23 protein-coding genes are annotated in these 26,893 nt (G+C 74.2%); 12 read left to right on the top strand and 11 right to left on the bottom strand.

All coding sequences use genetic code 11. The features are described 5' to 3' along the window. Nucleotides 1-57 precede the first annotated feature (57 nt). Both ACIRQF_RS28800 and ACIRQF_RS28795 read left to right on the top strand, forming a co-directional pair. Complete coding sequence (locus tag ACIRQF_RS28800; RefSeq protein WP_404096272.1) at nucleotides 58-759, top strand: DUF4232 domain-containing protein; 702 nt, start codon at nucleotides 58-60, stop codon at nucleotides 757-759. A 223-nt stretch (nucleotides 760-982) separates the two neighbouring features. Then, entirely contained in the window at nucleotides 983-1,732 is a 750-nt protein-coding gene (locus tag ACIRQF_RS28795; RefSeq protein WP_404096270.1) for an SDR family oxidoreductase, read from the top strand. A gap of 54 nt (nucleotides 1,733-1,786) precedes the next feature. Here ACIRQF_RS28795 and ACIRQF_RS28790 read toward each other — a convergent pair whose 3' ends face one another. Next, nucleotides 1,787-2,824 carry an NAD(P)-dependent alcohol dehydrogenase gene (locus tag ACIRQF_RS28790; RefSeq protein WP_404096268.1) on the bottom strand — a complete coding sequence of 346 codons (1,038 nt, stop codon included), beginning with the start codon at nucleotides 2,822-2,824 and terminating at the stop codon, nucleotides 1,787-1,789. 96 nt (nucleotides 2,825-2,920) lie between these two features. On the opposite strand from ACIRQF_RS28790, the gene ACIRQF_RS28785 reads away from it, so the two are divergent. Both ACIRQF_RS28785 and ACIRQF_RS28780 read left to right on the top strand, forming a co-directional pair. Next, a complete protein-coding gene (locus ACIRQF_RS28785; RefSeq protein ID WP_404096266.1) occupies nucleotides 2,921-3,268 on the top strand; it encodes a hypothetical protein in 348 nt (115 codons plus the stop codon). Nucleotides 3,269-3,386: 118 nt separating this feature from the next. Beyond that, entirely contained in the window at nucleotides 3,387-5,102 is a 1,716-nt protein-coding gene (locus ACIRQF_RS28780; RefSeq protein ID WP_404096264.1) for an RICIN domain-containing protein, read from the top strand. Between the two features lie 113 nt (nucleotides 5,103-5,215). On the opposite strand, the gene ACIRQF_RS28775 is transcribed toward ACIRQF_RS28780, so the two are convergent. Then, a complete protein-coding gene (locus ACIRQF_RS28775) occupies nucleotides 5,216-5,626 on the bottom strand; it encodes a VOC family protein (RefSeq protein WP_389757092.1) in 411 nt (136 codons plus the stop codon). Nucleotides 5,627-5,831: 205 nt separating this feature from the next. After that, nucleotides 5,832-6,404, bottom strand: coding sequence for a GNAT family N-acetyltransferase (locus ACIRQF_RS28770; RefSeq protein WP_382481439.1), 573 nt, complete (start codon nucleotides 6,402-6,404; stop codon nucleotides 5,832-5,834). Nucleotides 6,405-6,819: 415 nt separating this feature from the next. Between ACIRQF_RS28770 and ACIRQF_RS28765 the strand changes: the two genes are divergently transcribed. Both ACIRQF_RS28765 and ACIRQF_RS28760 read left to right on the top strand, forming a co-directional pair. Continuing rightward, nucleotides 6,820-7,446, top strand: coding sequence for a nucleoside/nucleotide kinase family protein (locus tag ACIRQF_RS28765; RefSeq protein WP_382481435.1), 627 nt, complete (start codon nucleotides 6,820-6,822; stop codon nucleotides 7,444-7,446). A gap of 108 nt (nucleotides 7,447-7,554) precedes the next feature. Next, complete coding sequence (locus ACIRQF_RS28760) at nucleotides 7,555-8,124, top strand: isochorismatase family protein (RefSeq protein WP_404096261.1); 570 nt, start codon at nucleotides 7,555-7,557, stop codon at nucleotides 8,122-8,124. Here ACIRQF_RS28760 and ACIRQF_RS28755 read toward each other — a convergent pair. Next, nucleotides 8,111-8,902, bottom strand: coding sequence for a hypothetical protein (locus tag ACIRQF_RS28755; RefSeq protein ID WP_404096259.1), 792 nt, complete (start codon nucleotides 8,900-8,902; stop codon nucleotides 8,111-8,113). The two genes, ACIRQF_RS28760 and ACIRQF_RS28755, sit on opposite strands and share 14 nt — an antisense overlap. A gap of 96 nt (nucleotides 8,903-8,998) precedes the next feature. On the opposite strand from ACIRQF_RS28755, the gene ACIRQF_RS28750 reads away from it, so the two are divergent. Genes ACIRQF_RS28750 through ACIRQF_RS28740 form a run of 3 tightly spaced genes read left to right on the top strand, consistent with a single transcriptional unit; the run spans nucleotide 8,999 to nucleotide 11,442 of the window. Next, nucleotides 8,999-9,532, top strand: a complete 534-nt coding sequence (locus tag ACIRQF_RS28750; RefSeq protein WP_376629026.1) for a tetratricopeptide repeat protein — start codon at nucleotides 8,999-9,001, stop codon at nucleotides 9,530-9,532. A gap of 4 nt (nucleotides 9,533-9,536) precedes the next feature. Continuing rightward, on the top strand, nucleotides 9,537-10,427 hold the full coding sequence (locus ACIRQF_RS28745; protein ID WP_382481426.1) for a LysR family transcriptional regulator: 891 nt from the start codon (nucleotides 9,537-9,539) through the stop codon (nucleotides 10,425-10,427). 52 nt (nucleotides 10,428-10,479) lie between these two features. Beyond that, nucleotides 10,480-11,442, top strand: a complete 963-nt coding sequence (locus tag ACIRQF_RS28740) for a hypothetical protein (protein WP_376629030.1) — start codon at nucleotides 10,480-10,482, stop codon at nucleotides 11,440-11,442. A gap of 82 nt (nucleotides 11,443-11,524) precedes the next feature. On the opposite strand, the gene ACIRQF_RS28735 is transcribed toward ACIRQF_RS28740, so the two are convergent. Beyond that, the gene (locus ACIRQF_RS28735; protein WP_404096255.1) at nucleotides 11,525-13,801 is read right to left on the bottom strand and encodes a hypothetical protein; all 2,277 of its coding nucleotides are present in this window, start codon (nucleotides 13,799-13,801) and stop codon (nucleotides 11,525-11,527) included. Between the two features lie 389 nt (nucleotides 13,802-14,190). On the opposite strand from ACIRQF_RS28735, the gene ACIRQF_RS28730 reads away from it, so the two are divergent. Further along, nucleotides 14,191-15,324: a M24 family metallopeptidase gene (locus ACIRQF_RS28730; RefSeq protein ID WP_404096253.1), complete on the top strand. Its 1,134-nt coding sequence runs from the start codon at nucleotides 14,191-14,193 to the stop codon at nucleotides 15,322-15,324. Nucleotides 15,325-15,370: 46 nt separating this feature from the next. On the opposite strand, the gene treZ is transcribed toward ACIRQF_RS28730, so the two are convergent. Beyond that, the gene (treZ, locus tag ACIRQF_RS28725; protein WP_382481421.1) at nucleotides 15,371-17,122 is read right to left on the bottom strand and encodes a malto-oligosyltrehalose trehalohydrolase; all 1,752 of its coding nucleotides are present in this window, start codon (nucleotides 17,120-17,122) and stop codon (nucleotides 15,371-15,373) included. Between the two features lie 96 nt (nucleotides 17,123-17,218). Then, a complete protein-coding gene (locus ACIRQF_RS28720; protein ID WP_376629037.1) occupies nucleotides 17,219-18,190 on the bottom strand; it encodes a GNAT family N-acetyltransferase in 972 nt (323 codons plus the stop codon). A 117-nt stretch (nucleotides 18,191-18,307) separates the two neighbouring features. On the opposite strand from ACIRQF_RS28720, the gene ACIRQF_RS28715 reads away from it, so the two are divergent. Further along, nucleotides 18,308-18,865, top strand: a complete 558-nt coding sequence (locus ACIRQF_RS28715) for an FHA domain-containing protein (RefSeq protein WP_376629039.1) — start codon at nucleotides 18,308-18,310, stop codon at nucleotides 18,863-18,865. Between the two features lie 483 nt (nucleotides 18,866-19,348). After that, nucleotides 19,349-20,380, top strand: a complete 1,032-nt coding sequence (locus ACIRQF_RS28710; RefSeq protein ID WP_404096249.1) for a cytochrome P450 — start codon at nucleotides 19,349-19,351, stop codon at nucleotides 20,378-20,380. Nucleotides 20,381-20,633: 253 nt separating this feature from the next. Here ACIRQF_RS28710 and ACIRQF_RS28705 read toward each other — a convergent pair whose 3' ends face one another. From ACIRQF_RS28705 to glgX, 4 genes are all read right to left on the bottom strand, one after another. Next, nucleotides 20,634-21,113, bottom strand: coding sequence for an SsgA family sporulation/cell division regulator (locus ACIRQF_RS28705; protein WP_382481410.1), 480 nt, complete (start codon nucleotides 21,111-21,113; stop codon nucleotides 20,634-20,636). 277 nt (nucleotides 21,114-21,390) lie between these two features. Beyond that, on the bottom strand, nucleotides 21,391-21,819 hold the full coding sequence (locus ACIRQF_RS28700) for a hypothetical protein (RefSeq protein ID WP_404096246.1): 429 nt from the start codon (nucleotides 21,817-21,819) through the stop codon (nucleotides 21,391-21,393). A 126-nt stretch (nucleotides 21,820-21,945) separates the two neighbouring features. Continuing rightward, on the bottom strand, nucleotides 21,946-24,309 hold the full coding sequence (treY, locus tag ACIRQF_RS28695) for a malto-oligosyltrehalose synthase (RefSeq protein ID WP_404096243.1): 2,364 nt from the start codon (nucleotides 24,307-24,309) through the stop codon (nucleotides 21,946-21,948). A gap of 454 nt (nucleotides 24,310-24,763) precedes the next feature. Beyond that, the gene (gene glgX / locus ACIRQF_RS28690) at nucleotides 24,764-26,884 is read right to left on the bottom strand and encodes a glycogen debranching protein GlgX (protein ID WP_376629049.1); all 2,121 of its coding nucleotides are present in this window, start codon (nucleotides 26,882-26,884) and stop codon (nucleotides 24,764-24,766) included. Nucleotides 26,885-26,893 lie beyond the last annotated feature (9 nt).

The raw sequence follows: 26,893 nt of genomic DNA, 5'->3' as shown, positions 1-26,893 counted from the left end.
TTTCAGGAAGACGAGAGTCGAGAGCGGCCGCCTGCGGCCGACCACGGGGGATACGACATGAAGACTCACTGGAAGTCCTGTGCCATAGGGGCCGCGGTGGCGGCCGCCCTGCTCGGGACCACGGCCTGCGAGCCCGGCGCGTCCGACGCCGCGGGCACGGGCACGCCCTCGGCCCCGCCGAGCGCGACGGGCGCACCGACCCCGACGGTCTCGGCACAGCCGGGCGGGACCTCCGCACCGAAGCCGAGCGGCACCTCGGCCAACCCGGGCGGGAACGGCGGCAGCGGTGAGGGCGGCGGGAGCGGCGGCACCGTCGCCGCCTGCACCGCGGAGGACCTCGGGGTCTCGTCCCGGAAGGAGCCCGCGGACAGCAAGGAGGCCCGGCACCTCCTCCTCACCGTCCAGAACGCCGGCAGCGAGAAGTGCGTCCTCTACCGCTTCCCGTACGTGCGACTCGGCGCGGACGCGCGGACCACGGTGCCCGTGATCAAGGACAGCGACCCGGACCCCGGCCGGCCCGTCACCCTCGCGCCGGGCGAGGAGGCCCACGTCGCCCTGCTCGTCGCCGGTGGCCACAGGGACGAATACCAGGCGAAGAGCATCACCCTGACCCTCCAGGGCAGCAAGGCCGGCAGCAGGGCGAGCAAGCCGATCGACGTGCCCCTGCCCGTCGCAACCCTGTACGCGGACGACGGCCAGCTCGTCACGTACTGGACGACCGCCGAGGGCATGGCCCTGGACTTCATCATGTCGAAGTGACGGTCGGGCGGGCGCAGGCGGCCACCACCTCCGCGCGACGGCGGGACTCCGTTCCCGACGGGGCCACCTCCGCCCGCCGGGGTGCGGATCATGACGAACCCCGACAAGCTGGTCCTCGCGGGGCGGCAGTACGCCCCGATGTCACATTTCCGGGCGCCCGGCGGTCCTCATCGATGACGGGCGCTCCACCGGGGGCCCCGCGTACCGGAAGGACACGACCGCGATGACCACGATCCTGGTGACCGGCGGTACCGGCACCCTCGGCCGGCTCGTCACGGAGCGGCTGCGCGCGGCCGGGCACGAGGTGCGGGTGCTGAGCCGGCACGCCCAGCCGTACGCCGTCGACCTGCGCGAGGGCGGCCCGGGGCTCGACGCGGCCCTGGACGGCGTGGACACCGTCGTGCACTGCGCCAGCACGCCGCGCGGCGGCGACGAGCAGGCGGCGCGCCATCTGGTCGGGGCGGCCCGCCGGGCGGGCGTCCGGCACCTCGTGTACATCTCCATCGTCGGCGTCGACCAGGTGCCGTTCGGCTACTACACCACCAAGCTGGCCGTCGAGCGGATCGTCGAGGAGTCGGGGCTCGGCTGGACGCTCCTGCGCGCGACCCAGTTCCACGACCTCGTCCTCCAGGTCCTGGAGTACGCGGCCAAGCTGCCCGTCATGCCGCTCCCGGCCGGCGTCTCCGACCAGCCGATCGACGTCGGCGAGGTCGCCGACCGGCTGTGCGCGCTGGCCGTCGGCGATCCGGCGGGGCGCGTCGCCGACATGGGCGGCCCGGAGGTCCGGGCCTTCCCCGACCTGGCCCGGGCCTACCTCCGCGCGAGCGGCCGCCGCCGCGGCCTCCTGAACGTGCCCCTGGCGGGCAAGGCGTACCGGGCCTTCCGTGCGGGCGGGCACCTGGCACCGGGGCGGGCGGAAGGGCGCATCACCTTCGAGCAGTACCTGTCGACCCGGCCGGGGGCGCGGGTCTGAGACCGCGGGGCGGGCGCCGGTGCGGGGTCCCCGAGGTGCGGCGGGCGCGGGGGCTCACGCGTCGCCGGCGCCCGTCATGCTGATCACGACCTTTCCGAAGGAGGCTCCGGAGGCGTAGTGACGGAAGGCCTCCGGAGCCTCGTCGAACCGGAAGGTGCGGTCCAGGACCGGGCGGATCCGCTCCCGCTCGACGACCTCGTTCATCTCCAGGAACTGCGCGCGGCTGCCGACGGCGAGCGCACGCACGGTGGCGCCGGAGCCGAACAGCACCCGCGGGTCGAGGGGCGGTGCGGAGTCGGCGACGAAGCCGACGCAGGCGACGCGGCCCGCCACCCGTACCGCCTTCAGGGACGCGTCGAGCGAGCCCGCGACGTCGACCACGCGATCGGCGCCCTGACCTGCCGTCAACTCCCGCACGGCCTCGTGCCAGTCGGGCGTGGCCCGGTAGTCGATCACCTCGTCCGCGCCGAGCTCGTAGAGGCGCGCGGCCTTGGCCGGACCGCTGGTGGTGGCGATCACGCGGGCGCCGAGGGCCTTGCCCAGTCGGAGGGCGAACAGGGACACGCCGCCGGAGCCGAGGGTGACGAGCGTCTGCCCGGGGCGCAGCCCGCCGGTCCCGCCGTTCCCGTCGCCGGTCAGGGCGTTCCAGGCGGTGACGGCGGCGACGGGGAGCGTCGCGGCCTCCTCGTACGACAGGTGCTCGGGGACCGGCACCAGCGCGGCCGCGTCGAGCACGGCGAACTCGGTGAGCAGGCCGTCCAGCGAGCCGCCGAGCTGCGGCAGGTGCCGGAGGTCGAAGGGGCCGTCCTGCCAGCTCGGGAACACCGAGGCCGCCACGCGTTCCCCGACCCGTACGGAGGTGACGCCGGGCCCCACCGCGACGACCTGGCCGGCGCCGTCCGCGAGCGGGACGACGTCGGGCTTCACGGGCAGGACGTAGGTGCCGCGGAGCACCAGCAGGTCGCGATAGCTCAGCGAGGCCGCGCGCACGGCCACGAGGACCTGCCCGGGGCCGGGGGAGGGGACGGCCGGGTGCTCACGGAGCGCGAGCCCGTCGATGCCCGCGCCGCTGTCGACGTGGTAACTGCGCACGTTTCAGGCTCCGTTCGAGGAGGTGGTGCCGGGGCCGGTGGGGGCGGTGCTGAACGACGCAGCGCCGACGAGGACGAGGCCGGGTACGTGCGGACCATGAGTGCTGCGGGCGACGACCCGCGGAAGCGGCTGCTGGCCGTGTTCGACGAGCTGGGGCGGATCATCGCGGCGCCGGACTTCCGGGGCTGCCGGTATCTCGCGGCGGACCTCGCCCTGGCGGACCCGGAGCACCCGGGGCGGGCGGTCACCCGCGCGTACCGCGAGCGCGTGACCGGCCTCCTCGAGGGCGAACTGGTCCGCCTCGGCCACCCGCGGCCGGCCCGCGCCGCCACCCAGCTCCTCGTCCTCGTCGACGGCGTCCTCGCGGTGGGGGCCACCCGCCCGGGCGCGGACCCGGCCGACGCGGCGCGGGAGCTGGCGGAGGGGATCCTGTCGGAGGTCTGAGCCGTCCGCGCGGGGTCGCGTGACGCGCCTGCTGTCAACTGGGGCGACTCTGTGACCTGCGGTGAAGGCCTCGTGAAGAAGATGATCATGAGGGAAGGGTGGCGGTTAGCCTGCCCGAATGAAACTCATGTTCGGACGAAGAAGCCGCTTCGCCCAGCTCGCGCTCGGCGCGGCCGTGGCCGCCTCCGTCCTGCTTCCCACCCAGCCCGCCCAGGCCGCCTCGGGCCTGGACCCGTTCGCCGCGAACTTCAAGCTCACTCGCGTCGACGGGGACAAGACGGGCCTCATCGACTCCGCGGAGGCCGCCGGAGTCGCCAAGGCGTCCGTCACCGACGTCCTGGGTACCCGGACCGGGCGTCCGGGGCTGTGCCACGCCACCGCGCTGAACGGGGCACTCAAGCCCGACGGGTTCTGCTGGGACGACGAGGACGACCGGTCCAACTACGCGGACGGCGGCGGTGGCTGGATGCCGCAGGGCTTCGCGGGTTCGCATGCCGCCACCGCCGACGGGCTGTATGCGGGCCGCTCCCTCACCGCCACCTCCTGGTACCACGGCACGTACGTGGAGAGCCGCACCCCGAAGACCGTCGAGGACTACGCGAGGGTCACGATCGCGGAGTCGGCCGGCGGCCAGGTCAAGTACGGGCACATCGCGCTCGTGGAGCCGGTCGCCGGCAACTTCAAGCCGCTCCAGTACCCCTCCCACTCGGACGGCGTCGCCTGGTACGGCAACCGCCTGTTCGTCGCCAACGGCGCGGAACTCCAGGTCTTCGACCTCACGCGCATGTGGCGCATGAACGACACCACGAGCGCCCTCACCAGCCTGGAGTCGGGCAAGACCTCCGCGCGCTTCCACCTGTGGGCCATGCCGCTCGTCGCCCGCTACAGCACCGTCGGCACCGCCGTCGTCGACAACGTCACCACCGCCTGGGCCAACAACAGCCCGCGCGCCTGCGGTCCGTCCGTCAGCGACATCCTGTGCCTCAGCAGCCTGAGCGTCGACCGCTCCGGCGCGACGCCGGCCCTGGTCTCGGTGGAGAACCGGAGCGGCGCGGGCGCCCGCATCGTCCGCTGGCCGCTGTCCGCCCTCGGCACCGGCCTTCCCACCACGGTCGCCTCGGAGACCACGGGATACACCTCTCCCGTGTGGGGCATCCAGGGCACGGCCACGGACGGCACCAACTACTACATGAGCGGCACCTGCCCCACGTACTGGCCGGGCGGCACCGACCTCTGGTCCTGCATCCACGTGGCCAAGCCCGGTGAGGCCCCGCACGTCCTCACCCAGGCGCCCCAGCTGACCCAGGGCCTGTCCTGGGACCCCCTCGCCAAGCGGCTCTGGGGTGCCAACGAGGCACTGGTGGACGCCAGCGGACCGCGCAGGGTCGTCTTCAACATCGAGCCCGACGCGGGCAAGCCCGTCGACGGCTGGAGCTGGCTCTCCAACTTCCACGTGGCGGGCTCGGTCTGCGCGACGCCCCAGGGCAACGGCACCGCCAACGGCACCCCGATCACGGTGTGGACCTGCACCGGGTCGGACGCCCAGCGGTGGAAGTACGAGAACGGCCTGATCGTCCACAAGGCGAGCGGCAAGTGCATCACCCCCGAGGCCAACGGCGCGAACACCAACGGCGCGCTGCTGACCCTGTGGACGTGCAACCCCGCCAGTGACGTCCAGCGGTTCTCCCCGTCGGCCGACGGCAGCGCCGTCAACGCCTACGGCAAGGCCCTCACCCCGAAGGGCAACTCGCTGGGCAACGGCGTCTGGCTGACCCTGTGGACCCAGGGCAGCCCCACCCCCGACGTCCAGGACTGGGTGGTGAAGGGCTTCTAGTCCCGCACCGCTCCCCGCACACCGAGAAGGGGCCGGCCCGTACCTGGGCCGGCCCCTTCTCGGCGCTCGCGGTCGTGGACCAGGCCGTCAGGGGACGACCGGCGGGTCCGGGGTCAGGCGCCGGCGGGCTGGAGGAGGTCCCAGCGGTTGCCGTAGAGGTCTTCGAAGACCGCGACCGAGCCGTACGGCTCGTGGCGCGGGTCCTCCAGGAAGCGGACGCCCTCGGCCGTCATGTGCGCGTGGTCGCGGGCGAAGTCGTCGGTGTACAGGAAGAAGCCGACCCGGCCGCCCGTCTGGGCGCCGACCGCCGCGGCCTGCGCCTCGCCCTTCGCCTTGGCGAGCAGCAGCCCCGTGCCCTGCCCGCCGCGCGGGCGCACCACGACCCAGCGGCTGCCGTCGCCGCGGTCGGTGTCCTCGGCGAGCTCGAAGCCGAGGGCGCGGGTGTAGAAGTCGATCGCCTCGTCGTAGTCGCCGACGACGAGGGTGACCAGGGCGAGGGTGGGGAGCTGCGGAGTGCCGGACATGAGGCCAAGGTAATACGTATGACGGCTGCCGTGCCAACGGAGGCGCGGCGCGGGTCGGGCCCGCGGATGGGGGCCTGCCTTGGGTGCGCGCCGGTGGGCGCCTGCCCTGGGCGCGCGGCCGGCGGGGGCGCTCGCCTGCCGGGGCCTGCCGGGGTCTGCTGGGGCCTGCCGGGCGCGTGCCCGCCTGCCGGTGCCGGTCCGACCCTCAGCGCAGGTCCAGCCGCATCAGGATCCGTGGATGCCCCGCCAGTACCGACGTCGTGTCCGCCGCGTGCACGAAGCCCGCGCGTGCGAAGTTCTTGCGGAGGCCCGCGTACGCCATCGTCAGGTCGACCCTCGCGTCCCCGTTGTCCAGGGGGTAGGCCTCGACGGCCGGGGCGCCGTGCTCGCGGGCGAAGGCGACCGCGCCCGCGATCAGGGCGTGCGAGACGCCCTGCTTGCGGTGGCCGGGGCGGACCCGGACGCACCACAGGGACCAGACCGGCAGGTCGTCGACGTGCGGGATCTTGCGGCTGTGGGCGAAGGACGTCTCCGCGCGCGGCGCCACGGCGGCCCAGCCGACCGGCTCGTCGCCGTCGTAGGCGAGCACTCCCGGCGGGGGGTCCGCGCGGCACAGTCCGGCGACGTACTCGCCGCGGGCCGGGCCGACGAGCGACGTGTTGAGCCGGGATCCGATCCGGTAGCTCAGACAGAAGCAGACGTTGGCCGTCGGCGACTTCGGACCGATCACGGCGCGGACGTCCTCGTAGACCGAGGCCGGGCGGACTTCGATGCTCATGACACCCACGATGTCACGGCGGGCCCGCCCACGTGCCCGTGTTCCGTGCCGGCCGACCCGCCGTGCGCGCCGGTGTCCTGGACGGGCCGACGCCGCATGAGTGCTGGTGTCCTGGGCGGGTCGGCGCCGCGTGAGTGCCGGTGTCCTGGGCGGGTCGGCGCCGCGTGAGTGCTGGTGTCCTGGGCGGGTCGGCGCCGCGTGAGTGCCGGTGTCCTGGACGGGTCGACGCCGCGTACGCGCCGGGGTCGCACGGGCCGGCTCGCCGTAGGCGCGCGCCCCTGTTCCGACCGTCCGAATCGGCCCGGTGGGTCCGTACCCTTCGCCGGCCGGCCCGGGCCCACGCGCCCGTGTCCCGCCCCCGCCGACGTGGGCCGCGCCCCTGTCGTGCACACGTACGAGTGGGAGAATGCCCCCCATGGACACGCGGGAACTGGGTCTCCTCGCCGAGCGGGCCCGTGCGCTCGTCGCCGGAGGGCAGCGGCGGGTGCTCGGGATCGCCGGGCCGCCCGGGGCCGGGAAGTCCACGCTGGCCGCCCGCCTCACCGCCCGCCTCGACGGGCTCGCCGCGCTCGTCCCGATGGACGGCTTCCATCTGGCCCAGGCCGAGCTGGAGCGGCTCGGCCGCGCCGGGCGCAAGGGCGCCCCCGACACCTTCGACGCCGCCGGCTACACCGCCCTCCTCGTCCGGCTCCGTGCCGCCGAGCCGGGCGTCACCGTCTACGCGCCCGCCTTCGACCGCGCCCTGGAGGAGCCCGTCGCCGGGGCGATACCCGTACCGCCAGAGGTGCCGCTCGTCATCACCGAGGGGAACTACCTGCTGCACGAGGAAGGGCACTGGGCGGGCGTGCTCCCCCTGCTCGACGAGGCCTGGTACCTGGACCTCGACGACCGGCGGCGCGTCCCGAGGCTCGTCGCCCGGCACGTGCGCTTCGGCAAGGACCCGGCGCGCGCCGCCCGCTGGGTCGCCGAGTCCGACGAGGCCAACGCCCGCCTGGTGGCGCGGAGTCGGGACCGGGCCCATCTCGTCGTACGGATGAGCTGAAGGGCTCCGGGGTCTGCCCTGGGGGGTGTTCTGGCGATCAGGCCGGGCTCGCGGGGGCCACCGCCCCTGACCCGGCCCGATCGACGGGACACCCCCTAGCATGCGCGCATGACCCACGCCCCGGCGCTCCTCGTCATCGACATGCAGAACGCCCTCGCCGCGATCGCCCACCGCTCCGCCGAGACCGTCTCCGTGATCGCCGGGCTTAGCGCCCGTGCCCGCGCCGCCGGGATCCCCGTCATCACCGTCCAGCACCACGGCGGCGGCCTCGAACCCGGCACCGACGGCTGGCGGATCGTGCCCGAACTCGCCCCGGAGGGAGCCGATCCGGTCGTCGCGAAGACGAGCGCCGACAGCTTCCTCGACACCGAGCTGGCCGCGACCCTCGACGCGCTCGGCACCACCGAGCTCCTCGTCACCGGCTTCGCCACCGAGATCTGTGTCGACACCACCGCCCGCCAGGCCCTCAGCCGCCGCTACGACCTCGTGCTCGTCGCCGACGGCCACACCACCTCCGTACGGGAGGAGGCGGACGGCCCCTACGCCGCGCCCGACGCGTCCGTCGCCCACCACAACGAGATCTTCCGTCACCTGGACTTCCCCGGGCGCAGCATCCGCGTCCTGGCCGCGGCCGACGTGGACTTCCGCCCGCCGGCCCGAGGGGTCACGCCGGGGTGAGCGCCGCCGGCGCGAGTGCGGCCCTCCCGGTCGCCGCCCGCGCGAGGGCCCGGACGACCGGGTGCGGGCGGCTGCCGTCGCCCGCCAGTTCCGGCTGGAAGAGGGTGGCCATGAAGAAGGGATGGCCGGGCAGCTCCAGGATGCGGATCCGGCCGTCCTCGTCCTCGCCCGTGAACCGCATCCCGTGCGCCCGCAGCGTGTCCAGATGACGGCTGTCGGGACCGTAGTTGCAGTGGTAGCGCTCGGTCGTCCGCTCGGCGCCCAGAACCGCCTCCGCGAGCGAGCCGGGCGTCACGCGCACCGCACCCTCGTGGCCGACGAGCGAGCAGGCGAGCGGGGCGATCAGCAGGTCGCCGGGGTCGGCCGTGGGATCGTTCTCGGCGTGCGCGGCGCGGGTCAGGCCGCAGACGTCCCGCGCGTACTCGATCATCGCGTGCTGGAAGCCCGCGCAGGTCCCGAGGAACGGGATCCCGCCCTCGCGGGCCGTGCGGACCGCGGCCAGCGCGCCCGCCTCGCTCGCGTACGGGCTGCCCGGGATGAGCCACACGGCGTCGAAGCCCTCGACCGCGCCCGGCTGCTCGGCGTCACCGCTGGGGATCCAGTACGCGTCGAGGACGAGCCCGTCGCTCTCGGCCAGCGCGTCGAGCAGCATCGGGATCCGGACATGGGACTTGACGTGCGGAGAGCGGTCGCCGACCAGGGCGATCCGAGGGAGGCGCGAGGCGGCACGGGCCGTCGTACCGGGCGCCGGCGTACGGGAATCGGGGTGCGTGTTCATGGCGTCCATCCTTCGCGGGCCCGCCCGTTCACGTCCAACGATGATTCCTGGACTCACCATCACGAACGCTTATCCCGCTCTCGATAGGCTGCCACCATGACCACCAGTGAGACCCCCGACTGGGAGCGGCGGCTCGCCGCCGCGTGGGACGGACTCGACAGCGACGAGGACCCCGCCGCGTTCCGCGCCCGCATCGCCGAACTCGCCGCCGAGCGGCCCGCCGACGACCCCGTCGGTCTCTTCGAGCAGGGCGCCGCCCACGACTCCACCGGCGAGCCCGAGCAGGCCGTGCGCCTCTACCGACGGGCCCTCGACGGCGGCCTCACCGGACTGCGCCGCCGCCGCGCCGTCATCCAGCTCGCCAGCAGCCTGCGCAACCTCGGCCGCCCGGACCGGAGCGTCGAACTCCTCACCGAGGAGCGGGCGATCCCCGCCGAGCGGCTCGACGCCGACGAGACCGCCCTCGCCCCCGCCGTCGACGCCTTCCTCGCCCTCGCCCTCGCCGACACCGGCCGCGACCGGGAGGCCCTGTCGCTCACGCTCGGCGCCCTCTCCCCGCTGCTGCCCCGCTACAACCGCTCCCTCGCCCACTACGCCAAGGACCTCCTGAAGACGCCCCAGGGGTCCTGAGCCGGTGGACCCGCACCTGCTCCGCACGTACGTCGCCGTCGCCCGGCACGCCTCCTTCTCGGAGGCGGCCCGCGACCTCGGCTACACCCAGTCCGCCGTCTCCCAGCACGTCGCCGCCCTGGAGGCCGACCTCGGCCTGCCGCTGCTCACCCGCAGGCCCGTCGCCCCCACCGCGGCCGGAGAGCGCCTCCTCGAACACGCCGGATCGCTGCTGCTGCGGCTGGACGCGGCCCGCGCCGACCTCGCCCGCTTCGCCGCCGCGCCCCGGGAGACGCTCACCCTCGCCGCCGCCCCGCTGGCCCTCCACCCGGACGTCCTCGCCGCGCTGCCCGCCACCGGCGTCACGCTGCGCACCCTGCCCCGCGACGAGATCCCCGCGGCCGTCGCCGTCGGCGAGGCCGACCTCGGACTCGTGGACGGCCTCACCGCGTCCAGCGACCCGCTGCGGCTGCCCGACGTCGCCCCGCTCACCGCCCGGCGGGTCGCCGAGGAGCCCCTCGCCGTCGTGCTGCCCGCCGGCCATCCGCTCGCCGGGCGCACCGGGCTCGATCTCGCCGACCTCGTCGACGCCCGCTGGCTCGACGCCCCCGGGGCCGGGCTCCCGCTCGACCGGCTGCGCGCCGTCCACGGCGGCCCGGCCGGACACGGCTTCCGTACCGCCCTGCGCTACGACGGCACCGACGCCCGCACCCTCGCCACCCTGGCGGCCGCGGGTCACGGCCTCGCCCTGCTGCCGGCCTTCGCCGTCGCGGGGGTCCCCGGCGCGGTCCCCGTCCCGCTGGCCGCGCCCCGGCTCGTGCACCGCACCGAACTCCTCCACACCGGTCGTGAACCGGACGGTCCGGCGGCCGAGTTGGCCCGCCGTCTCGCCACCCGCCCGACGGCCGGTCGCTAATCTGGCCCACGGCGGGGTAGACGGCGGGAACGGCGACGAAAGGCGGGACGGCGTGGGGTGGTTCCGGCGAGGGCCCAGGCGGGACGTCGAGGACGTGCCTCGGGACCCGGAGTTCACGTACTTCTCCGAGCGCGAGGCCGCCCTCTTCCGCGGCCGGGTCCGCACGGCGTTCGCGGAGATGGGCCTCGAAGTCACGGTCTACGCCGACTCCGTGACCGACGACGCCGGCCGCCGCTTCGGCCTCGGCAATCTGGCCGCCGTCTGCCACCAGGACCCGCGCGGCACCCGCATCTGGCCCCAGCTGATCTCCCGCCACGTGCGGCTCGTGGTCCGCGCCCTCGACGGCCCGTCCGCCCTCGACACCCTGCCGCCCGAGCAGATCCGCCGTCAGCTCTACCCGCGGGTGGTCAGCGGCGAGGGCATCGACCCCGGCGCCTTCGGCTATGCGAGGACCGTCGCCCCCGGGCTCTACGAGGTCCTCGCCCTCGACCTGCCGGAGAGCGTGATGACGCTCACCGACGAGGCCCTGGAACGGCTCGGCGACCCGGCCCGGCTGCGCGAGCGCGCCCTGCACAACCTGCGTGACCTGCCCGTCGAGGGCCACGAGACCGTCAAGGACTCCGACGGCATGCGCTTCGAGGTCATCCTCGGCGACTCCTTCTACACCGCGAGCCGCGTCCTCGACCTCGACGCCGTCGTCCGGCGCGTCACCGGCCGGCCGCTCGGCGAGGACGGCGCCCTCGTCGCCATGCCCTTCCGGCACCAGCTGGCCTTCCACCCGATCCGGGACACGACCATCGTGCCCGCGCTCGGCGCGATGGCCTCCTTCGCCGCCTCCGGCTACGAGGACACGCCCGGTGCCATCAGCCCGTACGTCTTCTGGTGGCGGGCCGGCACGCTCACCCAGCTCAGCGAGCACGGCGAGGAGGACGGGCAGCTGCGGATCGTCGTCGGCGACGACTTCCAGGACCTCCTGGAACGCCTCATCGTGCGGCGCCCCGACAGCCCCGACTGACGGGTCGCGCCCCCGACGGCCGCCGGGCGACCCGTGGGACCGCATCCGCCCCGGACCGCACCGGGGCTGACGGGCCCGAGCGCTACGGCTCCCGGGCCGGCCCGCGCACCCGCTTCGGACGCCAAATCCGGAACGCCTTGTGGGCCGGAGCGGCTCGGCCGGCCACCGCCTTCCCGGGCGAGCCGGCCGACGGGGTGAGTCCCGCCCTCACCAGTTTCCGGAAGCGTGGGTCGGTCTGCAGCTCCACGAAGCAGGGGTCGCCCTTCGCGTCCTGTCTGTCCGACTCGGTCACGAGGGCGCGCGCCAGGTCCTCGATCGCGTAGTCCCGCTGCCGACGGCGATCCTGTTCCGTCCTGTCGGAGCGTCGCGCGACGAGCATGTGCAGGCAGGCGTGGTCGTAGGCAAGCCGTGGCGGGGCGGGCGGGCCGTCATGGCTGTGTTCCTGCTCGGTGCCGAGGGAGGTGGGGCCGGGGGAGAGCGCCTCGTGACAGTTGACGAGGTTGCGGGCGTGCGGATGCATCAGTGCCTGCTGGCGTCGCAACTCCTTCCCCTTCCAGGGGACTCGCTGGGCGTCGCACAAGCGGTCGAGCTCCGCGGCGGACGCGTACGAGTTGCGCAGCATTTCTGCGCGCTCTTCCGCGGTGCCGTCGCCCTCGACATAGGAGTTGAGCCATTGCGTCGCACTGCTGTAGAGGACACTGAGCTTCAGCGGCATCCATCCTTCCTGCTCGTCGGTGACGCCGGAGACGGTGGAGGCCTTGTACTGCTGGTCGATGATCCGGGCGAACGCGCCGAAGTCCGTCTCGGAGTAAGGCCTGTGCTCGTATTCCGCCCACAGGTACGCGAACCGGGCCATCTCGTTGTTCTGATCCTCGTCGACGGCTTTGGCGAGGAGCCGCACCCGCGTGGCGGTACGGGTGGAGTCGTCGGCGAGCAGGGATCTGCTCCTCGCGATCACCTGCAGAGCGACGCTCCTCCAGTGGCGCGCACCGTACAGGCCGTCCTGAAGCTCGTGGTACACCGTGCTCAGCTGTACGAGGATGAAGGCGGCGGCTCCGGTGAGCATCTGCGCCTTGGCGCGGTCCGTGTCGCTCTCCGCGGGCAGTCTCAGGTCCGGTCGGCTGAACACCTGGCTCGCCGCGTGCTGCCCGTTGCGGGTCAAGGCGGTCGCCACCCGGTTGTCGTCCACCAGGGTGACCCTGGCCCGCCAGGTGAGGTCGGGTCTGAGGGCGAAGAACAGACGGGACAGCGCTCCCACCACCTTGCCCGCGGGCAGGACGCTCATTTCCTCCACGGGGATCTGGCTCAGCGGCGCGTTCCCCGGAGTGGACGTCGCCTTGTGCAGCGCTGCCGGGTCCTCGGTGCCGAGACTTTTCATCCTGGCGAGCAGATAGTCGGAGGAGGCCGCGTTCACGGAGCCGTCCGACTCCTGCACCTCGACCTGGAGACGCAGGTTCTGCCCGAACGCCGCCGCCGTCACCAGCACACCGATGACCGCGAGACCGACGTGCACGCCCATCAGCCGGACGTCATGGCTGAGGCCGGAAGCGAGCAGGGCCACGGCCCCCAGGGCCACCGTCACCACCCCGAGGGAGACGAGCAACGCGCGCCAGTGGGGGAACGCCTTCCAGTCCGCGCCCCAGAACGCCAGGAAGGCCGCGCCCGCGCCGACCACGAGGAGGACCAGCACACCGACCCGGCATTGCGTCCAGGTCGGTGTGAAGGGGTTGAACATCGCGAACAGAGGCGTCATGACCGCGGCGGCGAACAGCAGGAATCCGCCGAGCGCCTTGGCGATCCGCCGGGGCCACTTCGTCCAGGCAACCGCGTCCACCTTCACCAGCCACCGCGAACACAGTCCCGAGAGGGCGAAGAGCACCAGCATCCCGACGGCCGCGAACACGGCCAGTCCTCCGAGAGGAAGGGCCCAGTCCCGGTAGAAGCGGTCCCCGTTCGACACCGCGGTCGGCAGAGGCCGGCTCCGCAGCTCAAGGACGCGGCCGATACCGGCGCCCGCGGCGGTGCTGGCCGCATCGAGGCGGAGTGCGCGGCGGAATCTGTCCTCGGCTCCCTCGAGGTCCCCGGACCGGATCAGCAACTGCCCGGCGGTGACGAGCTCCGCCGCGTCCTGGCGTGCCTTGGCCACGAGGCGGAGACCGTCCGCTGCGCAACGCTGGTTCCCGTCGCCTGCTTTCACCGACTCGTACAGCTTCTTGGCTCGATCCAGCGACCCCGCCAGCCGGTGCCCGTCCGCCGCCGCGCATGTCTGCTGGGCCACGGTGTCGGCCGGCGCCGCGGCAAGAGTCGGCGTGAGGGCGAAGAGGAGAACAGCCAGTCGGAGAGCGAGGCGATTCCACATGAGGAGCAACCAAGCCCCTGAAACGAAGCCATGCACGCAGGCACGCTGCGGGGGAGATGTTGACACCCTCTCCCAGACTCCCGGACTCCCGGACTCCCGGACTCCCGGACTCCCGGACTCCCGGACTCCCGGACTCCCGGACTCCCGGGCCAGGACGGGCCGCTCCCGTTTCCGAGGCGCCGGCGTCTCCGTCGCGGGATCCGTGAGCGAGGGCCCTCGGGCTCGGCCCCGTGCGCCGGGTTCCTGAGCCGGTACGGCCGAGGCAGCCGAACCGCGCCCCGAAGGGGTCACCACGGGCCGACCACGAGGGCACTCCTGGACCCCATTTTCCAGGTCGCGCCCCCGACGGCCCACGGGCAGGATGGCGTACGTCGAGGAGGAGACCCCACATGTCCGAGAGCACCGCCCCCGCCCCCTTCACCGCCGACGACTACCGGGCCCGGATGGCCCGCGCCGCCGACTCCGCCGCCGCGGCGGGCCTCGCCGGCGTCCTCGTCGCCCCCGGCCCCGACCTGGTCTATCTCACCGGCTACCAGCCCACCGCGATCACCGAGCGGCTCACCGTCCTCGTCGTCACCCCCGGACGGGAGCCGGTCCTCGTCGTGCCCACGCTGGAGGCCCCGGACGCCGAGAAGGCCGCGGGCGCCGCCGCGCTCACCCTGCGCGACTGGACCGACGGCAAGGACCCGTACGCGGTCGCGGCCCCGCTGCTCGACGCCGCGGGCCGCTTCGGCGTCAGCGACAACGCCTGGGCCATGCACCTGCTCGGACTCCAGCAGGCGCTGCCGAGCACCTCCTACGTCTCGCTCACCGAGGCCCTGCCGATGCTCCGCGCCGTCAAGGACGCGCACGAACTCGCCCGGATCGAGGCCGCGGGCGCCGCCGCCGACCGGGCGTACGGCGAGATCGTGAAGGTCCGCTTCGCCGGCCGCAAGGAGACCGAGGTGGCCGCCGACCTCGCCACGCTGCTCATGGGCTTCGGCCACTCCCAGGTCGACTTCACCGTCGTCGGCTCCGGCCCCAACGGCGCCAACCCGCACCACGAGGCAGGCGACCGGGTCATCGAGCACGGCGACATGGTCGTCCTCGACTTCGGAGGCCTCAAGCACGGCTACGGCTCCGACACCACGCGCACGGTGCACGTGGGCGAGCCGACCGACGAGGAGCGCAGCGTCCACGAGCTCGTCCGGGAGGCGCAGCAGGCCGGCTTCGAGGCGGTACGCTCCGGGGCCGCGTGCCAGGACGTGGACCGGGCGGCCCGCAAGGTCATCACCGATGCGGGCTACGGCGAGTACTTCATCCACCGCACCGGCCACGGCATCGGCGTCACCACCCACGAGCCCCCGTACATGATCGAGGGCGAGGAGCGCCCGATCGTCCCCGGCATGTGCTTCTCCATCGAACCGGGCGTCTACCTGCCCGGCCGCTTCGGCGTCCGCATCGAGGACATCGTGACCCTCACCGAGGACGGCACCGGGCGCCGCTTCAACAACACCTCGCGGGAGATGGCGATCGTCGAGTAGCCGTGCCCGGGCGCCGTACCCGGGCCGGCCCCCGCTCCTCGGTCCCTCAGCCGTCCGCCAGGACGACCGCCGACTCCGCGGGCAGCCGCAGCAGACCGTCCCGGCCGGGTGCCTCCGTCCGCTCCCACGCGGCGAGCACCCGGTCGCGGCCGTTGGAACCCAGCGCGATGTCCGCCGGCTCCTTGCCCAGGTTGACCGCGACCCGGATGTAGCCGCGCCGGAACACCAGCCAGTGGGCCTCCTCGTCGTACGCCACCTTCACCCCGGCCAGGTCCGGGTCGGTGAGGTCAGGCTGGGTGCGGCGCAGGGCGATCAGCTCCCGGTGCCAGGCCAGCAGGCGCTTGTGCGGCTCGCGTTCGCGCTCCGAGCGGTCCAGGACCGAGCGGTCCCGGGTGGCCTGTTCCTGAGGGTCGGGCACATCTTCCTCGGCCCAGCCGTGGGCCGCGAACTCCCGGCGCCGGCCGCGCCGTACCGCCTCGGCGAGCTCCGGGTCGGTGTGGTCGGTGAAGTACATCCAGGGCGTGCGCGCCCCCCACTCCTCGCCCATGAACAGCATCGGCACCGAAGGGCCGGTCAGCACCAGGGCCGCCGCGCAGGCGAGCAGACCGGGGGAGAGGGTGGCCGAAAGACGGTCACCCGTGGCCCGGTTGCCGATCTGGTCGTGGGTCTGGGCGTAGCCGAGGAAGCGGTGCGCGGGGGTGCGCTCGCGGTCCACCGGGCGCCCGTGGCGCCGGCCGCGGAAGCCGGACCAGGTGCCGTCGTGGAAGAAGACCCGGGTGAGGGTCTTGGCGAGGGCGGCCATCGGGGCGTGCGCGAAGTCCGCGTAGTAACCCTGGGACTCGCCGGTGAGGGCGGTGTGCAGGGCGTGATGGAAGTCGTCGTTCCACTGGGCGTGGACGCCGAGCCCGCCGACCGCGCGCGGGGTGGTCGTGCGCGGGTCGCCGAGGTCGGACTCGGCGATCAGGAAGTGCTGCCGGCCCTGCTCCCTGGCCAGCGCGTCGACGGCCGCCGACAGCTCCTCCAGGAAGGTCAGCGCCCGGGTGTCGGCGAGTGCGTGCACCGCGTCCAGCCGCAGCCCGTCGATCCGGTAGTCCCGCAGCCAGGCGAGCGCGCTGCCCAGGAAGTACGCCCGGACCTCGTCCGAGCCGGGCGCGTCCAGGTTCACCGCCGCGCCCCAGGGCGTGTGGTGGGTCTCGGTGAAGTACGGGCCGAAGGAGGGCAGATGGTTCCCGTCCGGGCCGAGGTGGTTGTGCACCACGTCCAGGACCACGCCGAGGCCGAGCCCGTGGGCCGTGTCCACGAAGCGCTTGAGCGCCTCGGGCCCCCCGTACGGCTCGTGCACCGCCCAGGGGGCGACCCCGTCGTAGCCCCAGCCGTTGACCCCCGGGAACGGGCACAGCGGCATCAGCTCCACATGGGTGATGCCGAGCCCGGCGAGCTCCCCGAGCCGCTCCGCCGCCGCGTCGAGGGTGCCCTCGGGGGTGAAGGTGCCCACGTGCAGCTCGTACAGGACGCCGCTGCGCAGGCGCAGCCGCGGGGTGTCGTGGCGCCAGGCGTACGTGTCGTGGTCGAGGACGGCGGTGAGGCCGTCCGGGCCGTCCGGGAGGCGCCGCGAGCGCGGGTCGGGCAGCAGCGGCCCGTCGTCGAGGGCGAAGCCGTAACGGTCGCCGTCGGTGGCGGGGACGACGCCCGTCCACCAGCCGGGCCGCTCGGCGTCCCGATCCATCGGATGCCGGACGCCGTTCAGCTCCAGCGTCACCCGGTCACGGGCGTGCGGCGCCCATACCTCGAACAGCACGCGAAGGTCCCCTCGTCGAGGGCGCGTGGGCACCGGATCCAGATCCTGGAGCCGGTGCCCGTGCGCCTGGACACGGCTACGGGACCATCCTGGCAGTCAGTCGCCCGGCGTGCCCGGCACGTCCCACACGAAGTTGATCGCCCGCTCGAAGTTCACGTAACCGGCCCGGGCGAAGGATTTCGCCATCGGCACGTTGCCGAGGTCGGTCGCCGCCCGGATCCGCGGCACGTCCTGCGCGGCGAGCACCCGGGTGCCCTCGGCCAGGATGTCGTCGATGTAACCCCGGCCGCGGTGGCCGGGCAGCACGCCGATGTACGCGATGATCGCGTGGTAGTTGTTGCGTGCGGGGACGACGAAGCCGACCGGCTCCCCGGTCCCCGGCAGCTCGGCGATCCGCCACCACTCGCGGGGCGTGGCGTAGTGCGCGAGCTCCTCGTCGTAGTGCTGCTCGGCCGCCTCGCGCGGCGAGAGGCCGGAGGCCAGGTCGGCCTGCCCGTGGGCGTCGAGGGTGCCCTCCATCACCGGGGCCATCAGCGCCAGCAGGTCCTCGCGGTCCCGGACCGGCCGGAAGGCCAGGCGGTCACCCGGCTCGGGCACGGGGGCGCCCGGCTGCCACTCCAGGCGCAGCCGCTCGACCAGCGGGCGCGCGCCCGAGGCCTCCAGGACCCCGAAGAGCGTCTCCAGATACGCGCGGGTCTCCGGCACCTCGCGCCAGTCCGCCGGCATGAAGCGCCCGTACTCCGGGCGCGTGCCGTCGCCGAGGACCGCCGCCGAGGCGGTCTCCAGGAGCCGGCGGCCGGTCTCCGCGGCCTCGTCGGCCGGAAGCCCCGGATCGAGGTCGAGGAAGTCCAGGGCCTGCGGCTCGGTGCCGGCCCGTGAGGTCCACCAGGAGATGCGGCCCACGAGCCGGTCCCCGCGCAGCGCCACCCACATCCACTCCGGGCGGCGGCGGCCGGTGGCGAGGTCGTCCTCGAGCTCGTGGTCGAGGACGTAGTCGAGACGGTTGAACAGGTCCAGCTCCTGCGGTCCGGACAGCGGCCGGACGACGAGCGCAGGTTCAGCGGTCATACAGGGATCCCCCAGGTAGTCGAAGGGGCAGACCGTAGCAATGATCACGCCGTGAGGCACCCGGGTTGTCGGGGCCCTTCTGGACACCCCGGCCCCTTGCGGCCGACAATCACGGATGTGACGACCCCTTACGAGCTCCCGGCGAACCCGCCGGACGCCCCTCGGCTGACCGATGCCGAGCGGGAGCGCGCGCTCGCGGTGCTCCGTGAGGGCGCGGCGCAGGGGCGTCTGTCGCACGACACCTTCCTCTTCCGGATGGAGCGGGCGCTCGTCGCCCGCCGCTCCGACGAACTCGCGCTGCTCACCGCCGACCTCGCGACCGAGTCGACGTGGACGAGGAAGGTGGTGAGCGCGGTCGAGCGGATGTCCGCGTTCACGGCGAAGCTGGGCCGGGCCTGGCAGGCCGAGCGGCTGCCGAAGCTGCTGCTCCCGCAGCCGGGGCCGCATCCGCTGCGGATCGGGCGCGACCCGGTGAACGGTCTGCGGCTCAGCCACGAGACGGTCTCCCGGCTGCACGCGGAACTGTCGCTGCAGAGCGGCCTCTGGGTACTGCGGGACCTGGGGTCCACGAACGGCACGACGGTCAACGGACGCCGGGTCACGGGCGCGGTGGTCGTACGAGCGGGGGACGCGGTGTCCTTCGGACAGATGGCGTTCCGGCTCTCGCTGAACTGACGGCGACGGGCCCGCGGTGAGCGCGTGGCGGGCGGGCGCGTTGGGTGGCGTGGCCGGCCTGCGTGTTCGGGTGAGCTCGCGCTGGGTGACGTGGCGGGCCTGCGTGTTCGAGGGGGCGCGTGGCGGGAGGGGTGGCGGCCTCCGCACCCGCTCGCCCTGGGGCCCGGCCTGCTCGGTCCGCTGATGCGCCCGGCCCACGCGCCCGGCCTGCCCGCCTCGGTCGCCGTGGACCCCTGCGCGGCCGGCCGCCATGGGCGCCCAGCACGCCCAGCACGCCCGGCTGCCGTGGGCCCCTGACGACCGCGACCACCGCCCTGCCCCCTCGAACCGGCCTTTCACGCCCAGAACCGGTCGTTCTCGCCGACGCTGCGAAGTGGCGCACCTTCACCTCCTGGAATCACCCGTTCGGCGGTATACCTGCTGCGACCGGGTCCACCCGGTGGTGGGCTGGGGAGACGCGCCGCTGACCGACGAGGGGGCCAGATGAGCGACGAGCCGAAGCACACGCCGCACCGCGCACCATGGCGCGGCCACGGGGCCAAGGTGCCCGCCATGGCACCGGCCGGAAGCCGGGCCGCGACCGCCGGGGCGGACAGCACGGTCCGCCGGGTCGCGCCCAGCCCGCTGGAGCCGGGCGCCACGCGGGACCCGTACCGCACCTACCGGGTGCTCCGCGAGGAGTTCCCGCTCACCTACGACCCGCTGCTGCGGTCCTGGGTGCTCAGCCGGTACGCGGACGTGGCGGGTGCGCTCACCGACGCCCGTTTCACCCACGGCCACCGGCCCGGCGACCCGCCGTGCGCCGAGACCCACACCGACGTGGACGAGGCGGAACTGCGGTCCGTCGCCGAGCGCACCGCGTTCGTCCTCGCCCGCCGCCTCGCCGACCGTCCGCGGGCCGACCTCGTCGCGGACTTCTGCCACTGGCTGCCCGCCGGCACCGTCGCCGCCGCCGTCGGCGTCCCCTACCGGGACATGATGCGGCTGGTCCGCGGCCGGGCCGCCTCGGCGCTCGCCGGGCAGTGCACGGCCCAGATCGCGGTCCGCGAGAAGGCCCTGGCCGGCTTCCTCGCCGACGTCCTCGCCGACCCCGACCAGGTCGCCGCGCTCCGCGAGGCACCCGCCGGGCTCGTCGCCCGCGCCTGGACCGAGTCCCTGCGCCGCGACCCGCCGGTGCAGATCGTCATGCGCCGCGCCCACGGCGAGATCGAGGTCTCCGGCGGCACCCTTCCCTCCGGCGCCCCCGTGGCCCTGCTCATCGGCGCCGCGGGTCGCGACCCCGAGCGCTTCCGCGACCCGGACCGCTACGACCCGCTGCGCGACGACCCGGGTCAGCTCACCTACGGCAGCGGCCTCTGCCCGGCCGTCGCCCTGGCCGGCCTGGAGGCCGAGTACGCCCTGCGCGCCCTCTTCCGGGCCATGCCCCGCCTCCGCCTCGCCGACGGCTTCCGCCCCGAGCGCACGGGCGTGATCACGAGAGCCCCCCAGAGCCTCATCGTCCGGCCGGGCGGCTAGGCCGTCTCTTTCGGATCTTGCCGGGCTCGCCGTCCTGAGCGACTGGTGGGCGAGCCGCGTCACGGCGCGGGAATTCCGGGTGCGGCACAGGCCGTCGACCTCCAGCGTGGACCGGATGACCCTCGAACTCGGCGGCCGACTACGGCAGTACGGGGACGAGCCCGGCCACCCCGATCCCCGGCCCGCACGGCCGCTGGGCAGGCCCGGCCCCGCTCAGGGGCGGAGGACGCCGGGGGAGTTCCCGGGACACCCCCTAGTCCTCCGGCTGCCGCGGAGCGACCCCCGGTCCTATGTGCGTCGCCTCGGCCGCCCAGTCGATCCGCTCCACCTCGGTCCCGGCCGGCACCGTGTCGAAGGTCGTCGACAGCCAGCGGCGGAGCGCCGCACGGTCGACGTCGACCATCACCGGAACCCCCGTACCACCGAGGCGGATCCGGAGCCGGCCGGCGCGGCCGCCGGCCCGCAGCGGCCACAGCTGCACGTCGCCCTCCCCGCAGGAGGCGCGGGTCCCGGTGTGGAGCATCTCGCGCGAGAGCGTCCAGTCGACGGTGCGGCCGATCTCCCCGAAGGAGACCCGGACCGCCCACGGATCGTCGGGATCGTAGGAGAACGTCACCTCGATCGGGAACTCCAGGTCGGCGTAGACCCGTCGCCCCGTCGTCCGCCAGGGGCCGGCCGGGGGTGCCGCCGCCGTGTGTCCGGCGCGGTCGCCGCGTCGCCACGGTTCGGACATGTCCGCTCTCCCTTCAACGCCTGCACTCGCCTGCTCCTCGCGTAACCGCTGGCGCCGGACCTATGCCTGCCGGACGCGCACCTGGCGGAATCCGTGTGCCGCGGGCGTGGACGCCTGCGCCCACGCCGCCATGCGCTCCACTCTCGAACGCCTGGTCGTACGGCAGACCCTGCGCGTCCCGCCCCGACGGCGAGCCGTCCCCCGGTGAAGGGCGCGCCGTCGTCCGGCAGTTCGACGTGGCCCTGGTCTCCCGGCGGCCGCACGGGCGGCGCCCCCCTTAGCAAACCGTGGGAGTCACGCCGGTCCGTGGCCGTCCGGCGCACCACGCCGAGCCGAGCAGCAGCACGCCGGGCAGGACGCCGGCCGTCACGCGGATCAGGGAGGCCGACGCGCCGCCGGCCGCCAGGGCCAGGCCCGCCGCGCCGCAGCCCGCGATGCCCGCGCCGAGCAGGTGCAGGGACGGCCCGCGCCAGACGGCGGCGAGTGCGAAGAAGTGCACCCCGACGACGAGGGCGATCCGGCCCACGGAGGCCTGGGGCGCGTGGAACACCCGGGTGATCACCACGAGCCGGGCCATGAGCCCGAGCGCTTCGGCCGCCACCACGTACCAGGAGCGCTGCCCTGAGGCCGTCGCCCCTCCGTCGTCCCCGTCTCCGGGCGCAGCCCCGTCCGCCGCCGTGCGCCGACCGAGGACGACCGGGGCCACGAAGGCGGCCGCAGGGCGGTGCCGATGCGGACCGGCAGGGTGCCTACGTCCGCCTGGACGAACACGAGCCCGAACGCCGCGCCGATGAGCCGTCCGACTCGCCCCCTTCCCGTGACCGTCATCCGGTCATCGCGGCTCCCCGCCGGACGTGCCGGACTCCCGCACCAGCAGCGCCACCGGACGCGCCTCGAACAGCTCCGCCAGCTTCACCGGGGTGTCCGGCCCGCCCGTGAACTCCCGGATGCCGTCCAGGGCGTCGACCCAGCGGCCCGCCGGCAGCGCGAGCGAGGTGTCCTGCCAGCCGCCCGCCTCCGCGAGCCGCAGCGAGAGCCGGGTGACGGCCGTCAGGACCCGGTCCGCGCGGCCGAAGGCCAGGCAGTGCGGGGCGGCCGGGCCGGTCGCGGACAGCGGGGCGTACGTGCCCGAGGGGCCGAAGCTCTCCGGGTACGCGCGGCGCAGCCGCAGGGCCGCGCGGACCAGAGCCGTCTTGTCGTCGTCCGCGCCGACCGCGAACGGCGCCCGGTTGTCCGGGTCGACCAGCGCCCGGTACTCCCGCTCGGTGCCCTGGTAGAGCTCCGGCACGCCCGGCATCGTCAGCTGGACGAGTGCGGTGCCGAGGATCTGCGCCCGGATGTGGGGTTCGAGGGCGAACGCCGACTCCGAGGCGCCGCGCAGCGGGATCCGGCCCGGCCCGGCCGCCACGAACTCGGCCACGGCCCGCTCGTACCCGGCGTCCGGCTCGGTCCAGCTGGTGTGCAGCCCCGCCTCCCGTACGGACTTGAGGATCGCGGGCCCGAGCCGCGCGGCGTCCGGGCTGCCGAAGCCGAACGCGGTCTGCCAGGCCGTCCACGCCAGGTGCGGATCGGGCGCGGGCACCCCGGAGACCTCCTCCAGGAGCTCCGCCCAGCGCTGCGGGCACTGCGCCAGGACCGCGATCCCGGCCCGTACGTCCGCGCTGCGCTTGGTGTCGTGGGTGGTGAGCACGGTCCCGGTGGCCGGCCAGTCGCGGGCCAGCCGCGCGCAGTAGGCGTGGAACTCGTCGGGGGCGACCGCGGGGCGGCCCGGGTCGCCGCCCACCTCGTTCGCCGAGAGCAGCGGGGTGTAGCGGTAGAAGGCCGTGTCCTCCACGGACTTGGCCCGCAGCGCCGACGAGGTCTGGGCGAAGCGGGCCCGGAACGCCCGGTGCTCCGGACCGTCCCCGCACAGGCCGAGTGCCAGGTCGCGGACCGTGTCCACCGCCGTCGCCTCCTCCGGCACCGCGAACGCGGCCTTCGCCCCGCGTGCCGCCTCCGGGGTGAGCACCTCCTCGCCGCCGGTGCGGTACGACCGGTACACCGGCACCCGGACGAGGAGTTCACGGATCGCGGTGTGCAGCGCCCAGGGCGCGTGGTCGCGCAGCCGTGGGTCGGTGGCGCAGATCCGGTCGGCGATCCGCATCAACGCCGTCGTCTCGGCGGCCAGTTCGTGCGTCACCACCTTGTACGCGGCGCGGCGGGCGGTCGCCTCCCAGTAGCCGCCGCGGTCCCCGGCCCGGCCGACGAACTCCCGGTAGACATCCGTGAGTTCGGCGGCACCCACCGGGTCGGTGAAGACCCCGTCCACCTGGCGCAGGGCGTCGTAGCCGGTGGTGCCGGCCACCGGCCAGGACGGGGGCAGGGGCTCGGTCCCGGTGAGGATCTTCTCCACCACCGTCCAGCACCGCCCGCCGGTGGCCTCCTCCAGGCGCTCCAGATAGCCCTCCGGGTCGGCGAGTCCGTCCGGATGGTCGATCCGCAGCCCCTCCACGACCCCGTCCGCGACCAGTTCGAGGATCTTCCCGTGGGTCGCGGCGAAGACCTCGGGGTCCTCGACCCGCACCCCGATGAGGTCGGAGATGGTGAAGAAGCGGCGGTAGTTGAGCTCGGTGCGGGCCAGCCGCCACCAGCCGAGCCGGTACCACTGGGCGTCGAGCAGCTCGTCGAGCGGCAGCTCCTCGGTGCCCTCCCGGAGCGGGAACTCCTGTCCGTCGAAGGTGAGGACCCCGTCGGCGACCCGCATCCGCTCGCGGACCTCGGAGAGGCGGGCCGGCAGTACCGGCAGCAGCATCCGCCCGTCGCCCGCCGCCCAGTCCACGTCGAACCAGCGGGCGTACGGCGAGTCCGGGCCCTCGCGCAGCACCGCGCGCAGGGCGTGGTTGTGCCGGGGCGAGGCCGCCATGTGGTTGGGCACCAGGTCCAGGACCAGGCCGACGCCGTGCGCCCGTGCGGTGGCGGCGAGCGCGCGGAGCCCGCTCTCGCCGCCCAGCTCGGCCCGTACGGAGCGGTGGTCGGTCACGTCGTAGCCGTGTGAGGAGCCGGGCACCGCCTCCAGGACCGGGGACAGGTGGAGGTGCGAGATCCCTAGTTCGGCGAGGTACGGCACGGCCCGCTCGGCCGCGCCGAACGGGAACTCCGGACGGAGTTGGAGCCGGTAGGTGGCGGTGGGCAGCGCCCGTTCCGAGGAGGACGTCATGCGAACGTACGTACCCCGCGCGGAGGTGTCTGTGTCATCGCCGCCCGCGTCCGTTCGTGTGGCGCGCGTTACGTACGGGTGCGGCCCGCGGCCGACCTGGGCGGTGGCCGGGCGGAGGTTCACTCGTACGAGTGCCGCCGAACGGACGTGCCCACCCCGGCGGCGGCTCGGCCGGGGGCCGGGGCGGCCCCCGCCATGGCTCCCCGCCGCCCCGTCGGGACCTCCCGGTCGCCGGTCGCCCGCCACCGGCCGACGGGTGCCGGGCCGCCCGCCACCGGCCGACGGTGCGGGGTCGCCCGCCACCGGCCGACGGGTGCCGGGCCGCCCGCCACCGGCCGACGGTGCAGGGTCGCCCGCCACCGGCCGACCGTGCCGGGCCGCGCCCGCCACCGGCCGATGGTGCCGGGCGGGCCGCCGCCTCAGTCCGCCCGCCGCCGCCTCGCCGCCCGCCGCCTCAGGCCGGCCGGCGCAGCACCGTCAGCGTGAGCGGGGCGAGGGTCACGCGCTCGCCGGCGTCCACCTTCGGGCCCTGCTGCGGCGGCATGCCCTCCGGGTGGGAGGTGTCCACGACCACCGTCCAGCACTCGCCGTGGCTGTCGGGCACCTCGAACTCCAGCTCCTCCGAGGAGGCGTTGAACATGAGGAGGAAGGAGTCGTCGGTGATCCGCTCGCCCTGCGGGCCCGGCTCGGAGATCGCGTTGCCGTTGAGGAAGACCGTCAGCGCCCCTGCGTGCGCCGCCTGCCAGTCGCGGGCCGTCATCTCCTCGCCCTGCGGTGTGAACCAGGCGATGTCGGTGAGCTCGTCGTGAGTGCCCTCCACCGGGCGTCCGTGGAAGAAGCGGCGCCGCCGGAACACCGGGTGCTCGCGGCGCAGCCGCACCATCGCCCGGGTGAACTCCAGCAGCGTGGCCTCCGGTTCACTGCCGGACTTCGGCCAGCGCACCCACGCGACCTCGCTGTCCTGGCAGTAGGCGTTGTTGTTGCCGCCCTGGGTGCGCCCGAACTCGTCGCCGTGGGCGAGCATCGGCACGCCCTGCGACAGCATCAGCGTGGCGAGGAAGTTGCGCATCTGTCGGGCCCTCAGTTCGAGGATCCCGATGTCCTCCGTGGGGCCCTCGGCGCCGCAGTTCCAGGAGCGGTTGTAGCTCTCGCCGTCCCGGTTGCCCTCGCCGTTGGCCTCGTTGTGCTTGTCGTTGTACGAGACGAGGTCGTGCAGGGTGAAACCGTCGTGGCAGGTCACGAAGTTGACCGAGGCGAGCGGGCGGCGCCCGTCGTCCTGGTAGAGGTCCGAGGAGCCGGTGAGCCGGGAGGCGAACTCGGCGAGCGTGCGCGGCTCGCCGCGCCACAGGTCCCGCACGCAGTCGCGGTACTTGCCGTTCCACTCGGCCCACTGGGGCGGGAAGTTGCCCACCTGGTAGCCGCCCTCGCCCAGGTCCCACGGCTCGGCGATCAGCTTGACCTGGCTGACCACCGGGTCCTGCTGCACCAGGTCGAAGAACGACGACAGCCGGTCCACCTCGTGGAACTGGCGGGCCAGGGTGGCCGCCAGGTCGAAGCGGAAGCCGTCGACGTGCATCTCCGTGACCCAGTACCGCAGGCTGTCCATGATCATCTGCAGGACGTGCGGGGACCGCATGAGCAGCGAGTTCCCGGTGCCGGTGGTGTCCATGTAGTAGCGGGGGTCGTCGGCGAGCCGGTAGTACGAGGGGTTGTCCAGGCCGCGGAAGGAGAGCGTGGGGCCCAGGTGGTTGCCCTCGGCGGTGTGGTTGTAGACCACGTCGAGGATCACCTCGATGCCGGCCTGGTGCAGCGCCCGCACCGCGGACTTGAACTCCAGGACCTGCTGTCCGCGGTCGCCCCAGGAGGCGTACGTGTTGTGTGGGGCGAAGAAGCCGATGGTGTTGTAGCCCCAGTAGTTGGACAGCCCCGCGTCGGCCAGCCGGTGGTCGTTCACGAACTGGTGGACCGGCATCAATTCCAGGGCCGTGACGCCGAGTTCCTTCAGGTGGCCGATGACGGACGGGTGGGCGAGCCCCGCGTAGGTGCCGCGGAGCTCCTCCGGGAGGTCCGGGTGGAGCATGGTCAGGCCCTTCACGTGGGCCTCGTAGATCACCGTGTGGTGGTACTCGGTGCGCGGGCGCCGGTCGTCGCCCCAGTCGAAGTACGGGTTGACCACGACCGAGGTCATCGTGTGCGGGCCGGAGTCGAGGTCGTTGCGCGCGTCCGGCCGTCCGAACGGATAGCCGTACACCGCCTCTCCCCACGTCACCCGGCCCGAGATCGCACGCGCGTACGGGTCGAGGAGCAGCTTCGCGGGATTGCACCGCTGACCGTGCTCCGGCGCGTACGGGCCGTGCACCCGGAAGCCGTAGCGCTGGCCGGGCATCACGCCCGGCAGATAGGCGTGCCGCACGAACGCGTCGGTCTCGCGCAGCTCCACCGCCGTCTCCGAGCCGTCGTCGTGGAGCAGACACAGCTCGATCCTGTGGGCGGCCTCCGAGAAGACCGCGAAGTTGGTACCGGCGCCGTCATAGGTGGCGCCCAGGGGATACGCCTGTCCCGGCCAGACCTGCATAGGCGAAAC

Source organism: Streptomyces sp. NPDC101191, from assembly GCF_044767915.1.
Lineage (GTDB): Bacteria > Actinomycetota > Actinomycetes > Streptomycetales > Streptomycetaceae > Streptomyces.
This window is presented reverse-complemented; position numbering and strand designations above follow the sequence as displayed.

Excerpts from the sequence above, each read along its gene's own strand:
- ACIRQF_RS28800 (WP_404096272.1), top strand. The coding sequence starts at position 58 with ATGAAGACTCACTGGAAGTCCTGTGCCATAGGGGCCGCGGTGGCGGCC.
- ACIRQF_RS28795 (WP_404096270.1), top strand. The coding sequence starts at position 983 with ATGACCACGATCCTGGTGACCGGCGGTACCGGCACCCTCGGCCGGCTC.
- ACIRQF_RS28785 (WP_404096266.1), top strand. The coding sequence starts at position 2,921 with ATGAGTGCTGCGGGCGACGACCCGCGGAAGCGGCTGCTGGCCGTGTTC.
- ACIRQF_RS28780 (WP_404096264.1), top strand. The coding sequence starts at position 3,387 with ATGAAACTCATGTTCGGACGAAGAAGCCGCTTCGCCCAGCTCGCGCTC.
- ACIRQF_RS28775 (WP_389757092.1), bottom strand. The coding sequence starts at position 5,626 with ATGTCCGGCACTCCGCAGCTCCCCACCCTCGCCCTGGTCACCCTCGTC.
- ACIRQF_RS28770 (WP_382481439.1), bottom strand. The coding sequence starts at position 6,404 with ATGAGCATCGAAGTCCGCCCGGCCTCGGTCTACGAGGACGTCCGCGCC.
- ACIRQF_RS28765 (WP_382481435.1), top strand. The coding sequence starts at position 6,820 with ATGGACACGCGGGAACTGGGTCTCCTCGCCGAGCGGGCCCGTGCGCTC.
- ACIRQF_RS28760 (WP_404096261.1), top strand. The coding sequence starts at position 7,555 with ATGACCCACGCCCCGGCGCTCCTCGTCATCGACATGCAGAACGCCCTC.
- ACIRQF_RS28755 (WP_404096259.1), bottom strand. The coding sequence starts at position 8,902 with ATGAACACGCACCCCGATTCCCGTACGCCGGCGCCCGGTACGACGGCC.
- ACIRQF_RS28750 (WP_376629026.1), top strand. The coding sequence starts at position 8,999 with ATGACCACCAGTGAGACCCCCGACTGGGAGCGGCGGCTCGCCGCCGCG.
- ACIRQF_RS28735 (WP_404096255.1), bottom strand. The coding sequence starts at position 13,801 with ATGTGGAATCGCCTCGCTCTCCGACTGGCTGTTCTCCTCTTCGCCCTC.
- ACIRQF_RS28730 (WP_404096253.1), top strand. The coding sequence starts at position 14,191 with ATGTCCGAGAGCACCGCCCCCGCCCCCTTCACCGCCGACGACTACCGG.
- ACIRQF_RS28720 (WP_376629037.1), bottom strand. The coding sequence starts at position 18,190 with ATGACCGCTGAACCTGCGCTCGTCGTCCGGCCGCTGTCCGGACCGCAG.
- ACIRQF_RS28710 (WP_404096249.1), top strand. The coding sequence starts at position 19,349 with ATGAGCGACGAGCCGAAGCACACGCCGCACCGCGCACCATGGCGCGGC.
- ACIRQF_RS28705 (WP_382481410.1), bottom strand. The coding sequence starts at position 21,113 with ATGTCCGAACCGTGGCGACGCGGCGACCGCGCCGGACACACGGCGGCG.
- treY (WP_404096243.1), bottom strand. The coding sequence starts at position 24,309 with ATGACGTCCTCCTCGGAACGGGCGCTGCCCACCGCCACCTACCGGCTC.
- glgX (WP_376629049.1), bottom strand. The coding sequence starts at position 26,884 with ATGCAGGTCTGGCCGGGACAGGCGTATCCCCTGGGCGCCACCTATGAC.